The sequence below is a fragment of the Mesorhizobium sp. LCM 4577 genome (genome assembly GCF_001854795.2).
GTDB classification, from domain to species: domain Bacteria; phylum Pseudomonadota; class Alphaproteobacteria; order Rhizobiales; family Rhizobiaceae; genus Mesorhizobium; species Mesorhizobium plurifarium.
In genome coordinates, this window is the sequence record NZ_MDDU01000046.1 from 228,193 (window position 1) to 243,567 (window position 15,375).

Below are 15,375 nucleotides of genomic sequence, written 5' to 3' on the forward strand. Positions count from 1 at the left end.
GGATGGAGCGATGAAGGCGCTGATCGCCTTGCACTTTCAGAACGACATCTGCCATCCGGAGGGGTTGATCCCCTTCGCCGTCGATCGCTCGGGGCCGGCCCCTGACCTGTTCCTCGACAGGTCACGAGCGCTGATCTCCCGCGCCCGCGAAGCGGGCTGGCTGGTGGCCCATGTGCACATAGCCTTCCAGCCGGACTATTCGGATCTGTTGCGCAACGCCCCGCTGTTCAGGGCGGCGGGCGAGTTCGGTGCGCTGAAGCGTGGCACGTGGGGCGCAGCGCCCATGCGGGGCTTCGAGCCGGCGTCGGGCGACGTAACGTTGATCCACACCTGCAACAACGCTTTCCAGGGCACCGGCCTCGAGGATATCCTGCGCGAACGCGCCGTCACCCATGTCGCCGTCGCAGGCCTGGCCACGCAATACTCGGTCGAGCACACCGTCAGGCATGCCGCCGATCTTGGTTATGTCGTCACCATGGTGCGTGACTGCTGCGGCTCCGCCAACAACGCGGCCGCGCAGGCCTCCTTTGCGGCGATGGCAATGCTCGCCGAAGTCGTCACGCTCAACGAGATGGAATTGTGAGGCCTGCGGTCAGCCTTTGACCGGCTTCAGGTCGGGCGCCGACGCGCCGACGATGAGGTCAGTCATCGCTTCGATGGCCGGCACGGTTTTCTCGCCGCGCACCCCGAGATAGGCGCCAACGACGAAGCCGTTGAACGACATGAAGAGCACATGCGCCAGGCTGGAGTAGTGCGCCAGGCCATGCAGCGGCTTTGGTTCGGCCGCTTTCAGCATCCGCGCCACGTGTTGTTCGCACCATTCAAGCAGATTGCCGCTGTAATGATCGGCGGGGGTGGCCGTCGATACGGCCTGCATCAGATTGTTGGCAAAGAAGTTCTGTTCATTCGGGATTTCGTGCCAAATCGTCGCGACGATGTGCTGCACCTTCGCCCTATGGCCGTCGATCGATTTCAGCTCCCGTTCAAGCTGGTCAAGCCTGGCCTTCAGCCAGGGACTGTATACCTGAAAGAAAAGATCGAGCTTCGAGTCGAAATATCTGTAGATGGCCGAGGGCGCGACGCCGGCGCGCTGACCGATCTCGCTCGCCGAGGTGCCAGCATAGCCGTTTTCGAAGAAGAGCTGCGTGGCGGCTTCGAGGATCGCCCCGCGCACCTCCGCCTTCTTTACCTGCACCATGGAGCACCTCAGACATTCGACATTCTGCCCTAGCTGCTTGCCAAATCCCGATCAAGGTGCAGCCCTTCTGTCAAAACCCCTCTGCTATGGCCACGCCCGCTTCTTAACCGGCGCTATATGCCGAAGTCATTTTGATTGCTGGAACTCCGTGTGGTGCCCGCGCAGCCAATCATGGAAGCGGTGCAAATCGTATTCCTCCGGCATGAGCACGCCGGTCTGATGGCGCATCGAGCGGAGCCCCTTCTGGTTGACCTCGCAGATCGCGGCGTCTTCCTCCAGCACCTGGGTGCCGAAAGCGACGATGTTGTCGATATCGGTCTTTCCCAGCGCATCCGGGGCGAACAGCCATTCGGCGGTGAGCTCGGTCTGCTCGGGGCCGAGCGGGGCCAGCCGCACGGTGCGCATGTAGTCGATGTGTCCGACGACGAACATCGAGGGCAGCGAGGTGGCATAAGTCTGGCCGGCGGCGCGTTCGGCTGGAGTCAGGCCGGAAAAGACAGGGCCATGGACATGGCCATCCCGCGACCATGTCTCGGCGCCGGCGCGCAGGCGGCCGGAAAACTCCGGACCGTCATTGTCGGCGTGGCGCGCCCATTCGGGATCGTCATGCCTCGCCATCAGGCCGCGCCCATAGATCGGCACCAGCCGCGACAGATCCTTATGCACGCCCGGGCAGTGCAGGCATTCGTTGAAGTTCTCCCAGAAAATCTTCCAGTTGCAGTTCATCACCTTGGTGAGCCGGTGGCCGGTGACGAGCGTTTCCAGCGGCCAGTTGGAAAGATCGCCGGAGGCCCGATCGAAGGAGCTTTCCGCCGAGCTGTCGGGATGCTCGGCGAGGTTGATGAAGACGAAGCCGCGCCAGACCGAGAGCGCCACGCGGTAAAGCGGGTAGTCGGCCTTGTCGAAGCCCTCGGGCAGCGATTTCGACGGCACGCGTACCAGATCGCCGCGCAGCGAATAGGACCATGCATGGTAGGGACAGGTGAGCAGCCTGGCCTTCAGCCGTCCGGCGCTCTCCTGGCAAAGCTGCGAGCCGCGATGACGGCAGGTGTTGTGAAAGGCGCAAGGCGCCGGTCTCGTCGCGCAGCACGACGATTTCCTGGCTGCCGATGCGCACCGTGCGGAAGGCGAGGGGTTCCGCCAGGTCGGCCTCGCGGCAGACCATCAGCCAGCTTCGGTACCAGATGGCGTCCAGATCGCGCCGGTAGGCGTCGGCGTCCCAATAGGCGGCCGAGGGCAAGGTCGGCTGCAGGCTGGTCAGGCCGTTGTAAGGGTCGCGCTTGCTCGGATTGGGCTGCATCGGCTTCTCCTTGGCTGACGACCAGCCGACACCCCGGCAAAGCTGTTGTCAATTGCCGGCTTTCCCCGATTGTAGCGGCGGAACGAGGACCTTAAGGTCGCGCTTATGCTGCCGAGAACCATGTCGCTTACCGAGGAACTGGTCGCCCGCTGTTTTCGCATCGTCGAGGACAGCGGGCCCGATCCCGATGCCGAGCATCTGGATGACGCCGACTATGACGCGATGGCGCGCACGCTGGAGGCCCAGCTTCCCGCCGATGAACCCCTCTGGCTGTTTGGCTACGGCTCCCTGATCTGGAAGCCCGAGATCGAGCATGTCGAGGAACGGGTGGCTCTGCTACGCGGCTGGCACAGGTCCTTTTGCATGAAGATGACGCGTTGGCGCGGCACCAAGGAAAGCCCGGGTCTGATGATGGCGCTGGACCGCGGCGGACAGTGCAAGGGCGTCGCCTTTCGGCTCGGCGACGGCGACCGGGTTGAGCAACTCGACAGGCTCTTGCGGCGCGAGGTGACGCTGAAGCCGACCAGCTACCATCCGCGTCTGCTCAATATGACGAGCGATGGCGGGCCGCTGCGGGCGCTGGCCTTCGTCATCAACCGTAACGGGACCACCTATGCCGGTCCGTTGAGCGAGGAGGCGGTTGTCGAAAGGCTGGCGACCTCCTGCGGCCATTGGGGCTCGGGCGCCGACTATCTCTACAACACGGTGAAGAATCTCGAGCAGCGCGGCATCCATGACGCGCATCTGTGGCGGTTGCAGCAGCTGGTCGCCGCCCGGATCGCCAGCTCGTAGCGGTCGTGCCGCAATCGCGCCGAGCGGTGGCGGAATTTGGTTTGCCGGGAGGAGGGCTTCTGCCTAAAGTCGCGCCGTCGGCCTGATGGTAACGACAATGTTCGTCCAAGGTGAAGGCAGGAATGACCRGCGCGACAGCCGCGAGCGGCAATAGAGCTTCCGATCGGAAACTGACCTTCATCCTGGGCGGTGCCCGCTCGGGCAAAAGTTCCTATGCCGAGAAGCTGACGACTGCTAACCCCTCGCCCTGGACCTACGTCGCCACGGCGCAGGCTTATGACGACGAGATGCACGAGCGCATCGCGCTGCACCGGTCGCGGCGTGGCGAAGGCTGGGTCACCATCGATGCGCCGCTCGATCTGGTCGGCGCAATCGAGGCCTTGCCGAATCACGAACCTGCGCTGATCGACTGCCTGACTTTGTGGCTCACCAATCACATGCTGGCCGAACATGATATCGAGGCCGAATGCCGGCGGCTCAAGGATGCGCTGTCGCGGYCACGCGGGCCGTGGTTCGTGGTCTCCAACGAGGTCGGATTGGGCATCGTGCCCGACAACGCTTTGGCGCGCCGCTTCCGCGACGCCGCGGGCCGGCTCAACCAGCAGGTCGCGGCCGCTGCCGACAGCGTTCTCATGATGGTGGCGGGGCTGCCGCTCAAGGTGAAATGACATGGCCGACATCGAAGACAAGCCGATCGACGAAAAGGACGCAGAGCGCCATCGCGCCAAGATGGCCAAGCGCAAGGCGGTGCAGGATGCCGAGGTCGCCGGCAAGACGATCGAGAAGGGGCTGCTGATCGTCAACACCGGGCCGGGCAAGGGCAAGACCACGGCGGCCTTCGGCCTGGCGCTGAGAATGCTCGGCTATGGCAAGCGCGTCGGCGTCGTCCAGTTCATCAAAGGCAAATGGCATACCGGCGAGAAGGACGCCTTCGCTGCTTTCGGCGACCGCGTCGTCTGGCATGCGATGGGCGAGGGGTTTACCTGGGAGACGCAGGACCTCAAGCGCGACATCGCCGCCGCCGAGGCCGCCTGGGCCAAGGCGCTGGAGCTGATGGCCGATCCGTCGATCAGCCTGGTGGTGCTCGACGAGCTCAACATCGCGCTGCGCTACGACTATCTCGATCTGGAAAAAGTGGTCGCGGCGCTGAAGGCGCGCCGCGACGATCTGCATGTGGTCGTCACCGGCCGCAACGCCAAGCCGCTGCTCGTCGAGGCGGCCGACCTCGTCACCGAAATGGGGCTGACGAAGCACCATTTCTCCGCCGGGGTGAAGGCGCAGCAAGGCATCGAATTCTAGAGCAGGATGACGTTTCGTTGAATCGTCACCCTGCTCTAACTCTTTGTTGGAGCATGATCTTTTCCGAAAACCGGTTCCCACTTTTCGGGATCATGCTCTAAAGTGTGCTGGCGCCTTGGCCGCTGATCAGAATGGTCAGATAGATCACGATTGCCGACAGGATCGCGAACAAGCCCAGCAGCAGCCAGTCGGCGACACGGTAGAGTTTGAGCGCCTGGCGGATGTCGGTGCTTTCGGCCTCGCGGCGGCCGCCTTCGCCCATGAAGGCGTCCTCTACGACTTCGCCGCCATAGCTGCGCGGTCCGGCCAGCGATAAGCCGAGCGCGCCGGCCATCGCCGCCTCCGGCCAGCCGGCATTGGGCGAGCGATGTTTCCTGGCGTCGCGCCGCATGACTTGCCAGGCAGCGCGCGGATCGGCGCCGGGGACCAGAAAGGCAGCCAGCACGATGAGCAGGCCAGTCAGCCGCGATGCGGGCAGGTTGATCAGATCATCGAAGCGGGCAGCCGCCCGGCCAAAGGCTTCGTGTTTCGGCGTGCGGTGGCCGATCATCGAATCGGCGGTGTTGGCGGCCTTGTAGGCAGCACCGCCGCCAAGCCCGCCGATGCCGGTCCAAAAGGCGGGCGCGACGATGCCGTCCGAAAAATTCTCGGCCAGGCTTTCGATCGCCGCGCGCGCGACGCCGGCCTTGTCGAGCTTTTCGGGATCGCGGCCGACGATGCGCGAAACGGCGATGCGGCCAAGCGTCAGGCCGCCGGTCTCCAGCGCGTTGGCGACGTCCTCGACATGCTCGGCGAGGCTTTTCTGCGACAGCAGCGTGGAGCCGAGGATGGCGGCAATGACCAGACCCGTCGGGAACATCAGCCACAGCAGGACATGCAGCGCCAGGCCGATCAGGCCGGGGACCAGCAGAATGACAAGCAAGGCCTGGACGCCGCGTCGGCGACGCAATTCGTCGGAATCCGTCGCGCGGTTGAGCCGGCGATCGAGAAAGGATATCAGCCTGCCGATCCAGGTTACCGGATGGCCGATGGCGTTGAACAGCCAGTCCGGGTAGCCGAGGGCGCGTTCGACGGCGAGTGACAGGAAAGCGATCAGAACAGACATGAAGCTTCTAAGCGGCGCGATTGCGGCGGTTGATCATGGCGGCAGCCTTGGCCGGGCAAGCGCGCTTTTTCCTCATGCGCCACAACCTTTCGTGGACCTCTCGACAGGTATCAACCCGCACTCCTATCCGCTTTTCGAACTGCCCGCCACCGCCCTGACCCGATTGCCGGAGGCAGGACAACTGCGCGAATTGGCCGAAATTGCGGCTGGAGCCTATGGCGCGCCGTCGGCGGCGCATGTGGCGGCGGCACCCGGCACACAGATTCTTTTGCCGCGCGCTGCTTCGCTGGTACGGCCCGGCAAGGCGCTGGTGCTTGGCCCGACCTATGCCGAACACGCCCGCGCTGCGGCCATAGCCGGCCATGCGGTCGCAGAAGTCGGTGATTTCGACTCGCTGGTCGAGGCGGACCTTGCGGTGCTGGTCAATCCCAACAATCCTGACGGGCGGGTGATCGAAAAGGCCCGCCTGCTCGACCTTGCCGCGCGGCTTCGCGCCAAGGGCGGGCTGCTGGTCGTCGACGAAGCCTTCATGGATGTCGGCCCGATCGAGCAAAGCCTGGCGGGGGATGTCGCGGAAGGCGGCATTGTCGTGCTGCGCTCGTTCGGCAAGTTCTTCGGGCTTGCCGGCGTCAGGCTCGGCTTCGCGCTGACGGATCCGCTGACGGCTGAGCGGCTGGATGCGCAGCTCGGGCCTTGGGCGGTAGCCGGTCCTGCGCTCGAATATGGCATTCGTGCGCTGTCGGATGCGAATTGGCAGGCCGATATGCGCAAACGCCTGGCACAGGATGCCGGACGGCTCGACGCGCTGCTTGACCGATTCGATGTCCCGGTCTCCGGCGGCACCAGCCTGTTCCGCTATCTGTCATCTCCTGAGGCTTCGAGCCTGTTTTCTGCACTCGGCGAGTGTGGCGTGCTGGTCCGTCATTTCGCCGAGCGGCCGCAAGTCTTGCGCTTCGGCCTGCCGGGCAATGACGCCGAGTGGCAGCGTCTTGAAAGCGCGCTTGCCGCCTGGGCCTCACGGCGCGAGGATGGGCCGAAGGAGATCGAAAGATGATCCACGTCTGTTCGCTGTCGAAGGTCGACGAAACGGTGGCAAGGACCGGTGCGCAGCGCTTGCTGTCGCTGCTTGCAGCCGGCACCGAGGTGGTCCGCCCGGCTTCGATCCCGGCGGAAAACCACCTGCATCTCGTCATGCACGACATCGCCGTCGCGCAGGAAGGCATGACGATGCCCGGCGAGGAGCATGTGCGGGCCTTGCTCGATTTCGCCTATCGCTGGGACCGGGCAAAGCCGATGGTGGTGCATTGCTATGCCGGCGTCAGCCGCTCGACCGCGTCGGCCTACATCATCGCGACGGCACTTTCGCCAAAGCGCGACGAGATGGAACTCGCCAAGACGCTGCGCTTTCTCTCGCCGACGGCGACACCCAATCCGCGGCTGATCGCCGTCGCCGACATGCTACTTCAGCGCGACGGCCGCATGATTACGGCGATCGAGGCGATCGGGCGTGGCGCTGATGCTTTCGAAGGCATTCCCTTTGAACTGGGGATTGAGGCCTAAGTCAAAGCGGACCAGCCGCTACGGCAGCCATTCGGCAAGCTTCGCCTTACGCACATCCCTGACCAGGTTAATAAAACCGTCGGCCTGCATTTCCGCCGTCAGGCGGCCCTTCTCGGCCGTAGCGATGGAGGCGTCGCCGACCACGCCGTTCGGATTGAGGTCGCTGGCGATCCAGGCGAAGGCGTGCGTTCCGGTGTGGCGCAGCAGGGCGAATTCCTTTTCGGCGCGGCCGACATTGGAGACGAAATTGTCCGCCTTGCTCATGTCGACGAGGTCGGGCCGGAAGTGCAGCATCAGCGAGGTCTCGACATCGCCGCCATGGATGCCGTGACGGTCCTCGAGCTCGGTATACATGCCGGCCGGTCGACCGAAACGCTGCCAGCTCGTCTTCACCGACAGCATTTTGGCGCGCACGCGCAATTCGCGCGAAACGATGCCCATGATCTCTTCATTGCCGCCATGCGAATTGACGATGATCAGCTTTCTCACCCCGGCGCGGGCGACCGACAGGCCGAGTTCCGTCCAGGCTTCGACCAAGGTGGTGGCGGGCAAGGTGAGCGTTCCCGGCGCATGCAGGTGCTCGTTCGACTTGCCGACCGCCTGCACCGGCAGGATGCGGATGTCGAGGTCGTCGGGCAGGCGCGCGATCACCGTCTCCAGCATGCCCATCATGATCGATGTGTCGGYCGATACAGGCAGATGCGGGCCATGCTGTTCGATTGCCGCAACCGGCAGCACGGCGATGGTCGCCTCGGCATCGATCGAGGCGTATTCGGTCGTCCGGTAGTCACCCCACCACACGCGTTTTGTCGTCACTTTTCGTCTCCCGAAGGTCTGATTGGGATGATCTAAAGCGCCTCGCGGTTGCGGGCAACCATCAGCCGGCGGCAAGCACCTCGACCTCGACCTTGAACTCGGGACGGGCGAAGCCGGAAACGATCATCAGTGTCGATGCCGGCGCGGGATCGGAAAAGAGCCGGTTGCGGACATCCATATAGGCCTGCAGGTGCTCGCGGCCGGTGACGAAAGCGTTGATGCGCACGGTGTCGTTCAAGGTCAGCCCGGCCTCACTGAGGATTGCGGCGATGTTCTTGAAGCAAAGCTCGGTCTGCGCCCCTGCATCCTCCGGGACGGTGTCGTCGGGGCCGATGCCCAACTGCCCCGAGCACAGCACCAGCCGTTTTCCGGCGGGTATTTCAACGCCGTGGCTATAGCGGGCAAAAGGGGGCTTGATGGTCTTGGGGGCGAGGTATTTCAGCATCGCATTCTCCTGTGCGCCTGCAGACTAAGGCTCGATTCATGAAACCTTCAAGATGCGGTGTATGCCGCTGGGGCGATTATGGACAGGCGTTCAAAAAATAGGCACGATGCCTCGCGTACGGCATGACCCGTCCGGTCTCGGCAATGACTGCCGCACAAGCAGGCGGCCCAGGCGGTGGCATGTGTCTTGCTTCTTGAATCAACGGTGTCGAGCCCAGCGCGTCGCGCGCCCGGGCCAAGAGAGGGTGATGTTTATGATCGGACAAGGAAAGATGCTGGCGGGTGCCGCCGTCCTGCTGGCGGCGGGCACGCTGAGCGCGGCCGCGAACGAGAAGGTTACGTTCGGCACCAACTGGCTGGCCGAGCCGGAACATGGCGGCTACTACCAGGCCATCGCCGACGGCACCTATGCCGCCTGCGGCCTCGACGTCACCATCATGCAGGGCGGCCCACAGGTCAGCGGGCGGCCGATGCTGCTTGCCGGCAAGATCGATTTCTACATGGGCGGCAATCTGCTTTCGGCCTTCGATGCCGTGCAGCAGGGCATTCCGATGCGCGTCGTTGCCGCCGACTTCCAGAAGGATCCGCAGGTCATCATGTCCCACCCGGGAGAGGGGTTGGACAAATGGGAGGACCTGAAGAACGCCGACCAGTACATCATGGGCGACGAGGGCGCGCAGACCTTCTTCCAATGGATGGTCACCGATCTCGGCTTCGATGCCGCGAAGCGCGTGCCTTACACGTTCAATCCGGCGCCCTTCATCGCAAACAAGAAGTCGATCCAGCAGGGCTATGTGACGTCCGAGCCGTTCGCGGTGCAGAAGCAGGGCGGCTTCATGCCGAATCAGTTCCTGCTTGCCGATAATGGCTGGGACACCTATGCGACGACCATCGAGGTGATGCAGGATACGATCGACAAGCGACCGGAGGTGGTGCAGTGCTTCGTCGATGGCTCGGCCAAGGGCTGGTACAAGTACCTCTACGGCGACAACAAGGCCGCCAACGACATGATCAAGAAGGACAATCCGGACATGACGGATGAGCAGATCGCCTTCTCGATCGAGCAGATGAAGAAGTTCGGCGTGGTCGATTCCGGCGACTCCGAAAAGCTCGGCATCGGCACCATGAACGAGGCCCGCATCCAGAGTTTCTACGACAAGATGGTCAAGGCCAAGGTCGCGCAGCCGGGCCTCGACATCAAAAAGGCCTATACGCTGGCCTTCATCAACAAAGGTGTCGGGCTGGAGCTGAAGAAATAAGGCGGCCTGCCTGAGATGATCCAGGAGAAAGTGCCGGAGACGCGGGCGGCATCGGGCGAGGCCGCGATGCTGCTTGCGTTGCGCAATGTCGGCAAGGTCTTTTCCAATGGTGTGACGGCGCTGAGCAAGGTGGATCTTGCGATCCGCGAAGGCGATTTCCTCAGCCTGCTCGGCCCCTCGGGCTGCGGCAAGTCGACGGCGCTCCGGTTGATCGCGGGCCTGTCGACGCCGACCTCCGGCCAGCTCGACTGGCGCGGCTCGATAGACCGCTCGAACACCGGCTTCGTCTTCCAGGAGCCGACGCTGCTGCCTTGGGCCAGCGTCTTCGACAATGTCTGGCTGCCGCTCAGGCTGAAGGGCGTGTCGCGCGCCAAGGCGGAGCCGGCCGTGCTGGAGATGCTGTCGCGCGTCCATCTCACCGGCTTCGAGAACGCCGTGCCGCGCGAGCTTTCCGGCGGCATGAAGATGCGCGTCTCGATCGCGCGGGCCATGGTGACGAAGCCGCGCATCCTTCTGATGGACGAGCCGTTCGCGGCGCTCGACGAGATCACCCGCTTCAAGCTCAACAACGATCTCCTGGAACTGTGGCAGGACGAGCGCTTCACGGTGGTCTTCGTCACCCACAGCGTCTTCGAGAGCGTCTTCCTGTCCAGCCGCGTCGTCGTCATGGCCGCGCGCCCTGGCCGCGTCCATGGCGAGCTTGCCATCGACGCGCCCTATCCGCGCGACGAGGCGTTCCGAACCTCGCCCGACTATGCCGCGCTTTGCCGGCAGGCCTCGGACGCGCTGGTCGACGCCATCAACTCAACCGCCGGATCCCATCATGACGGCCATTGACGACACCACGCTGAAGCTCGATCCGGAAGAGGCGCGCCGCGCCCGCCAGGAGCGGCTGGAACGCATCGGCAAATGGGTGCTGCCGCTGGCGATCATGGTGCTGGCGATCGTACTGTGGGACCGCATCTGCGTCTGGAACGAGATCCCGCAATATATCCTGCCGCGGCCGGGCGTGGTGCTGCAGACGCTGCACAACGACGCGGGCCTGCTCTTCTCCTCTCTGCTGGTGACGCTCAGGATCACCTTCCTCAGCTTGGYCCTCGCCGTCATCGGCGGCGTCGGGCTGGCGGTGCTGTTCGCGCAATCGAAATGGGTGGAGATGTCGTTCTTCCCCTTCGCCATCGTGCTGCAGGTGACGCCGATMGTCGCCATCTTCCCGCTGATCAACATCTATGTGAACAACCAGACCGTCAAACTGCTACTCTGCGCCTGGATCGTCGCCTTCTTCCCGATCCTGTCCAACACCACGCTCGGGCTGAACTCGGTCGACCGAAATCTGCGCGACCTGTTCAAGCTCAACGGCGCGACGCGCTGGCAGCAATTGCGCTATCTGCGGCTGCCGGCGGCGATGCCCTATTTCCTCGGCGGGCTGAAGATCGCCGGCGGCCTGTCGCTGATCGGCGCGGTGGTTGCGGAATTCGTCGCCGGCGCGCAGGGACAGTCGTCGGGGCTTGCCTCGCGCATCATCGAGGCCGGCTACCGGCTCAACGCGCCGCGCCTGTTCGCGGCGCTGATCCTGATCTCGCTCACCGGCATCCTGATCTTCCTGGTGCTGTCGCTGGTTTCGCATCTCATCCTGCGCCGCTGGCACGAGAGCGCTCTGAAACAGGAGCGCTAGGGTGGTAGCAGGGAAAATCGCGAAGAGGACCAGATCTTGATACCTGCCTCTGGATCCTACCAGCTCGCCAATGCCCGTGTTCATCGGTCACTGACGCCCGGCCTTGCGGCACCGTTCGATGCGGATGGTTTCGCGCTGGCCGAACTGCTCGTCGCCGACGGCAAGATCGCGAGCATTGTCGCCCAAGCCAAGTCGAAGGCGCCGGCCGACGCGATCGACCTTGCCGGCCGGATCGTGCTGCCGTGTTTCGTCGACTGCCACACCCATATCGACAAGGGGCATATCTGGCCGCGGAAGCCCAACCCCGACGGCACCTTCATGGGCGCGCTCAACGCCACCGGCGCCRACCGCGCCGCGCGCTGGAGCGCCGAGGATGTCGCGCGCCGCATGGATTTCTCGCTGCGCTCGGCCTACGCGCACGGCACCAAGGCCCTGCGCACGCATCTCGACAGCGTGCCGCCGCAGGAGGAGATCTCCTGGCCTGTGTTCGAGACGATGCGGGAGAAATGGCGCGGGCGCATCGATTTGCAGGCGGCCTGCCTGCTCGGCATCGAGGGCGTGCGCGACAAGGCCTGGTTCGAGCGGCTGGCGAAGCGCGTCGCGGCGGCCAAGGGTGTGCTCGGCGTCGTCACCTATATGGTGCCCGATCTCGAGGAACTGCTCGACCAGGTGTTCGCGCAGGCGATCGAACACGGGCTCGACCTCGATTTCCATGCCGACGAGACCGACGACGTCGCGGCGATCTCGCTGAAAAAGATCGCCGAGGCGTCGCTGTGGAACAGTTTCGAGGGCAACATCCTGGTCGGCCATTGCTGTTCGCTGGCGCGCCAGCCGGACCTCGAGGTGCTCGACACGCTGGACAAGGTGGCGAAGGCGCGGCTCGCCGTGGTGTCGCTGCCGATGTGCAACCTCTATCTGCAGGACCGCCGCAACAACGGCACCACCCCGCGCTGGCGCGGCGTGACGCTGCTGCACGAGATGAAGGCGCGCGGCATCAAGGTGGCGGTCGCTTCCGACAACACGCGCGACCCGTTCTACGCCTATGGCGATCTCGACATGCTCGAAGTCTACCGCATGGCGACACGCATCCTGCATTTCGACCACCCGGTTGGCGACTGGCCTAGGGCGGTGGCGGCAACGCCGGCCGAGGTGATGCGGCTCGATGGCGCCGGCACGCTGGCCGCGGGCGGCAGCGCCGATTTCATCGTCTTCAAGGGACGGAACTGGACGGAATTGCTGTCGCGGCCCGAATCGGATCGCATCGTGGTGCGCGAGGGCAGGGCGATCGAACGCCAACTGCCCGATTATGCCGAACTCGACGAATTGATGGTGGGATGATGGATATCGCAGCGCTGAAGCGCGATCTCGACGGGATCAAGGTCGACGACCATCCGGCCATCGTCCAGCAGAAGAGCCGCGACTTCTACTGGTACAGCCCGGTGCTGAAGGCGCAGCTCGATCACATCAAGGGCGACCTGATCGTCACGCCGAAGAACGAGGCCGAGGTCATCCGCGTGCTTGCCGCGTGCCACCGGCATGGCGTTCCGGTGACGCCGCGCGGCAGCGGCACCGGCAATTACGGGCAGGCGATGCCGCTGTCGGGCGGTGTGGTGCTGAACCTCGCCGAGATGAACGAAATCAAGACGATCGCCTCAGGACGGGTGGTGACTGGGCCGGGCGCAATCCTTGCCGACATCGACAAGGCGACGCGGGCGCATTCCGGACAGGAGCTCAGGCTCTCGCCCTCGACATACAACACCGCCTCGATAGGCGGCTTCATCGCCGGCGGCTCGGGCGGGGTCGGCTCGATCAATTTCGGCGGCCTGCGCGATTTCGGCAATGTGCTGCGGCTGCGCGTCGTGACCATGGAGGCCGAACCGAAGGCGATCGAGCTCACCGGCGAGGATCTGCATAAGGTCACGCATGCCTATGGCACCAACGGCATCATCACCGAGGTCGAGATGCCGCTGACCGCCGCCTATGAATGGGTCGACGTCATCGTCGGCTTCGATACTTTCATGGGCGCTGCCCGCTACGGCAACGCGCTGGCCTGCCAGGACGGCATCCTGACCAAGCTGATCACGCCGATCGCCGCACCCGTGCCGCAGCTCTATTTCAAGCGGCACCAGAAATTCCTGCGCGAAGGGCAAAGCATCTGCGTCGTCATGGTCGCGAAGCACGGGCTCGACGCCTTCCTTGCCTTCACCCGGCGCGCCGGCGGCGAGGTCATTCTCAACGCGGCAACCGCGACGGACGAGGACAAGAAGGGCCTCCCGCCTGCCTATGAGCTCGCCTGGAACCACACGACGCTGAGGGCGCTGCGCGTCGACCCCTCGATCACCTATCTGCAGTCGCTCTATCCGTTCCCCAACCAGCTGGCGCTGGTCGAGAAGATGGATGCGATGTTCCCGGGCGAGGTGTTCTCGCATCTGGAATTCGTGCGGCTCGACGGCAACATCACCTGCTTCGGCCTGCCGCTGGTCAAGTTCACCACCGAGGCGCGGCTGGACCAGATCATCCGCCTGCATGAGGAGAATGGCTGCCCGATCTTCAATCCGCATCGCTACACGCTGGAAGAGGGCGGCATGAAGCAGACCGACGAGATCCAACTTGCCTTCAAGCGCGAGACCGATCCGCAAGGGCTGCTCAACCCCGGCAAGATGATCGCCTGGGAAAATCCGGACTACGATTATCGCTCCGGCCGGACGTTCCTGTTCAAGGGCCTGCAAAGGGCGAGTTGATGAACATCCTCGTGCTCTTCGCTCATCCGGTGGAGACCAGCTTCAACGCCGGCCTGCACAAGACGATCGTCGAGCGGCTCGCCGCGGCGGGCCATGCGGTCGACGACTGCGACCTCTATGCCGAGGATTTCGATCCGCGGCTGACGCGCGCCGAACGGCTCGGCTACCACAATCCGCGCGGGCCGAACGACGCGGTTGCCGGCTACGTGGAAAGGCTCCAGAGAGCCGAGGCGCTGGTGCTGTCATTTCCGGTCTGGAACTACGGCTATCCGGCGATCCTGAAAGGCTTCTTCGACCGCGTCTTCCTACCCGGTGTGTCGTTCAAGCTGGTCGACGGCAAGGTGCGGCCGACGATGCACAACATCCGCAAGATGGCGGCCGTCACCACCTATGGCGGCAGCCGTTTTCGCGCCGTGCTGATGGGCGACCCGCCGCGCAAGATCGTCAAGCGCATGCTGCGGGCCACCATCAAACCCGGCGCTCCCGTTTCCTATCTCGCGCATTATTCGATGAACCTCTCCACCGACGAGACGCGCAACGCCTTCATGGCGAAGGTCGCGGCCAACATGGATCAATTCTGATGCGCGTGCTGGTGGTCTATTGCCATCCGGTGCCGGAAAGCTATTGCGCGGCGATCCGCGACACGGCGGTGGAGGTGCTGAGGGGGCGAGGTTGGGATGTGCGGCTGCTCGACCTCTATGCCGAGGATTTCGATCCGGTGATGAACTGCGAGGAGCGGCGCTTCTACAACGACGGGGCGCCGGACGACCCGGCGCTCAAGCCGCATTTCGAGCACCTGCAATGGGCCGAGGCGATCCTGTTCATCTATCCGACCTGGTGGTACGGCCTGCCGGCGATGCTGAAGGGCTGGTTCGACCGGGTCTGGGCCACCGACATCGCCTTCAAACTGCCCGCCGGCAAGGGGCGGATCACGTCGCTGATGCGGCATGTCACCAGGGTCGGCGTCATCACCACCTGCGGCGCGCCGACCTGGTGGAGCGTGGTCGTCGGCCAGCCGGGCCGCAAGACGATCCTGCGCGGCATGCGGGCGCTGTGCGCCACGCGCTGCAAGACGTTCTTCCTGGCGCATTATCTGATGGATTCGTCCACGCCGAGGAGCAGGGTGGCGTTTCTGTCGAAGGTAAGGGCGAGGCTGGAGCGGTTTTGAGGGCCAGTTTTCCCTTCT

The 15,375-nt window shown here is 64.2% G+C and carries 18 protein-coding genes; 13 read left to right on the forward strand and 5 right to left on the reverse strand.

Translation table 11 applies throughout. The features are described 5' to 3' along the window. Window positions 1-10 precede the first annotated feature (10 nt). A complete protein-coding gene (locus tag LCM4577_RS28245) occupies window positions 11-583 on the forward strand; it encodes a cysteine hydrolase family protein (RefSeq protein WP_071074314.1) in 573 nt (190 codons plus the stop codon). 9 nt (window positions 584-592) lie between these two features. On the opposite strand, the gene LCM4577_RS28250 is transcribed toward LCM4577_RS28245, so the two are convergent. Together LCM4577_RS28250 and LCM4577_RS28255 are read right to left on the reverse strand one after the other, a co-directional pair. Beyond that, window positions 593-1,198, reverse strand: a complete 606-nt coding sequence (locus LCM4577_RS28250; RefSeq protein ID WP_071074315.1) for a TetR/AcrR family transcriptional regulator — start codon at window positions 1,196-1,198, stop codon at window positions 593-595. Window positions 1,199-1,324: 126 nt separating this feature from the next. Continuing rightward, on the reverse strand, window positions 1,325-2,131 hold the full coding sequence (locus LCM4577_RS28255) for an SRPBCC family protein (protein ID WP_244508449.1): 807 nt from the start codon (window positions 2,129-2,131) through the stop codon (window positions 1,325-1,327). A gap of 472 nt (window positions 2,132-2,603) precedes the next feature. On the opposite strand from LCM4577_RS28255, the gene LCM4577_RS28260 reads away from it, so the two are divergent. The 3 genes from LCM4577_RS28260 to cobO all read left to right on the forward strand — a co-directional run bounded on the left by LCM4577_RS28260 (window position 2,604) and on the right by cobO (window position 4,589). Continuing rightward, on the forward strand, window positions 2,604-3,290 hold the full coding sequence (locus LCM4577_RS28260; RefSeq protein ID WP_041007609.1) for a gamma-glutamylcyclotransferase: 687 nt from the start codon (window positions 2,604-2,606) through the stop codon (window positions 3,288-3,290). A 122-nt stretch (window positions 3,291-3,412) separates the two neighbouring features. Further along, window positions 3,413-3,958: a bifunctional adenosylcobinamide kinase/adenosylcobinamide-phosphate guanylyltransferase gene (gene cobU / locus LCM4577_RS28265; RefSeq protein ID WP_071074316.1), complete on the forward strand. Its 546-nt coding sequence runs from the start codon at window positions 3,413-3,415 to the stop codon at window positions 3,956-3,958. 1 nt (window position 3,959) lies between these two features. Next, window positions 3,960-4,589, forward strand: coding sequence for a cob(I)yrinic acid a,c-diamide adenosyltransferase (cobO, locus tag LCM4577_RS28270; protein WP_071074317.1), 630 nt, complete (start codon window positions 3,960-3,962; stop codon window positions 4,587-4,589). A gap of 97 nt (window positions 4,590-4,686) precedes the next feature. On the opposite strand, the gene cbiB is transcribed toward cobO, so the two are convergent. After that, a complete protein-coding gene (gene cbiB, locus LCM4577_RS28275) occupies window positions 4,687-5,694 on the reverse strand; it encodes an adenosylcobinamide-phosphate synthase CbiB (RefSeq protein WP_071074318.1) in 1,008 nt (335 codons plus the stop codon). Between cbiB and cobD the strand changes: the two genes are divergently transcribed. Then, window positions 5,693-6,748 carry a threonine-phosphate decarboxylase CobD gene (cobD, locus tag LCM4577_RS28280; protein WP_071074319.1) on the forward strand — a complete coding sequence of 352 codons (1,056 nt, stop codon included), beginning with the start codon at window positions 5,693-5,695 and terminating at the stop codon, window positions 6,746-6,748. The genes cbiB and cobD overlap by 2 nt on opposite strands. Then, window positions 6,745-7,254, forward strand: coding sequence for a tyrosine phosphatase family protein (locus LCM4577_RS28285; protein WP_071074320.1), 510 nt, complete (start codon window positions 6,745-6,747; stop codon window positions 7,252-7,254). Before cobD ends, LCM4577_RS28285 begins: the two co-directional genes overlap by 4 nt. Window positions 7,255-7,272: 18 nt before the next feature. Here LCM4577_RS28285 and LCM4577_RS28290 read toward each other — a convergent pair whose 3' ends face one another. Both LCM4577_RS28290 and LCM4577_RS28295 read right to left on the reverse strand, forming a co-directional pair. Continuing rightward, window positions 7,273-8,070 (reverse strand): creatininase family protein, encoded by a 798-nt coding sequence (locus LCM4577_RS28290; protein ID WP_071074321.1) that lies wholly within the window; start codon window positions 8,068-8,070, stop codon window positions 7,273-7,275. Window positions 8,071-8,131: 61 nt separating this feature from the next. Continuing rightward, entirely contained in the window at window positions 8,132-8,515 is a 384-nt protein-coding gene (locus tag LCM4577_RS28295) for a RidA family protein (RefSeq protein ID WP_040981965.1), read from the reverse strand. 253 nt (window positions 8,516-8,768) lie between these two features. Here LCM4577_RS28295 and LCM4577_RS28300 point away from each other — a divergent pair, with 253 nt between their 5' ends. From LCM4577_RS28300 to LCM4577_RS28330, 7 genes are read left to right on the forward strand one after another with little or no spacing between them, the layout of a single operon-like run. Next, window positions 8,769-9,773, forward strand: a complete 1,005-nt coding sequence (locus LCM4577_RS28300) for an ABC transporter substrate-binding protein (RefSeq protein WP_040981962.1) — start codon at window positions 8,769-8,771, stop codon at window positions 9,771-9,773. Window positions 9,774-9,788: 15 nt separating this feature from the next. Continuing rightward, entirely contained in the window at window positions 9,789-10,610 is an 822-nt protein-coding gene (locus LCM4577_RS28305) for an ABC transporter ATP-binding protein (RefSeq protein ID WP_040981960.1), read from the forward strand. Then, entirely contained in the window at window positions 10,597-11,448 is an 852-nt protein-coding gene (locus LCM4577_RS28310; protein WP_071074322.1) for an ABC transporter permease, read from the forward strand. The genes LCM4577_RS28305 and LCM4577_RS28310 overlap by 14 nt, the downstream gene beginning before the upstream one ends. 36 nt (window positions 11,449-11,484) lie before the next feature. Continuing rightward, the gene (locus LCM4577_RS28315; protein WP_071074323.1) at window positions 11,485-12,786 is read left to right on the forward strand and encodes a cytosine deaminase; all 1,302 of its coding nucleotides are present in this window, start codon (window positions 11,485-11,487) and stop codon (window positions 12,784-12,786) included. After that, window positions 12,786-14,189: an FAD-binding oxidoreductase gene (locus tag LCM4577_RS28320; protein WP_071074324.1), complete on the forward strand. Its 1,404-nt coding sequence runs from the start codon at window positions 12,786-12,788 to the stop codon at window positions 14,187-14,189. The genes LCM4577_RS28315 and LCM4577_RS28320 overlap by 1 nt, the downstream gene beginning before the upstream one ends. Beyond that, complete coding sequence (locus LCM4577_RS28325; RefSeq protein ID WP_071074325.1) at window positions 14,189-14,770, forward strand: NAD(P)H-dependent oxidoreductase; 582 nt, start codon at window positions 14,189-14,191, stop codon at window positions 14,768-14,770. The genes LCM4577_RS28320 and LCM4577_RS28325 overlap by 1 nt, the downstream gene beginning before the upstream one ends. Beyond that, on the forward strand, window positions 14,770-15,357 hold the full coding sequence (locus LCM4577_RS28330; RefSeq protein WP_041011868.1) for an NAD(P)H-dependent oxidoreductase: 588 nt from the start codon (window positions 14,770-14,772) through the stop codon (window positions 15,355-15,357). The genes LCM4577_RS28325 and LCM4577_RS28330 overlap by 1 nt, the downstream gene beginning before the upstream one ends. Window positions 15,358-15,375 lie beyond the last annotated feature (18 nt).

Bases quoted from the DNA above. Each gene is read 5' to 3' on its own strand.
- LCM4577_RS28245 (WP_071074314.1), top strand. From the start codon at position 11: ATGAAGGCGCTGATCGCCTTGCACTTTCAGAACGACATCTGCCATCCG.
- LCM4577_RS28250 (WP_071074315.1), bottom strand. From the start codon at position 1,198: ATGGTGCAGGTAAAGAAGGCGGAGGTGCGCGGGGCGATCCTCGAAGCC.
- LCM4577_RS28260 (WP_041007609.1), top strand. From the start codon at position 2,604: ATGCTGCCGAGAACCATGTCGCTTACCGAGGAACTGGTCGCCCGCTGT.
- cobO (WP_071074317.1), top strand. From the start codon at position 3,960: ATGGCCGACATCGAAGACAAGCCGATCGACGAAAAGGACGCAGAGCGC.
- cobD (WP_071074319.1), top strand. From the start codon at position 5,693: ATGAAGCTTCTAAGCGGCGCGATTGCGGCGGTTGATCATGGCGGCAGC.
- cbiB (WP_071074318.1), bottom strand. From the start codon at position 5,694: ATGTCTGTTCTGATCGCTTTCCTGTCACTCGCCGTCGAACGCGCCCTC.
- LCM4577_RS28285 (WP_071074320.1), top strand. From the start codon at position 6,745: ATGATCCACGTCTGTTCGCTGTCGAAGGTCGACGAAACGGTGGCAAGG.
- LCM4577_RS28295 (WP_040981965.1), bottom strand. From the start codon at position 8,515: ATGCTGAAATACCTCGCCCCCAAGACCATCAAGCCCCCTTTTGCCCGC.
- LCM4577_RS28300 (WP_040981962.1), top strand. From the start codon at position 8,769: ATGATCGGACAAGGAAAGATGCTGGCGGGTGCCGCCGTCCTGCTGGCG.
- LCM4577_RS28305 (WP_040981960.1), top strand. From the start codon at position 9,789: ATGATCCAGGAGAAAGTGCCGGAGACGCGGGCGGCATCGGGCGAGGCC.
- LCM4577_RS28320 (WP_071074324.1), top strand. From the start codon at position 12,786: ATGGATATCGCAGCGCTGAAGCGCGATCTCGACGGGATCAAGGTCGAC.
- LCM4577_RS28325 (WP_071074325.1), top strand. From the start codon at position 14,189: ATGAACATCCTCGTGCTCTTCGCTCATCCGGTGGAGACCAGCTTCAAC.
- LCM4577_RS28330 (WP_041011868.1), top strand. From the start codon at position 14,770: ATGCGCGTGCTGGTGGTCTATTGCCATCCGGTGCCGGAAAGCTATTGC.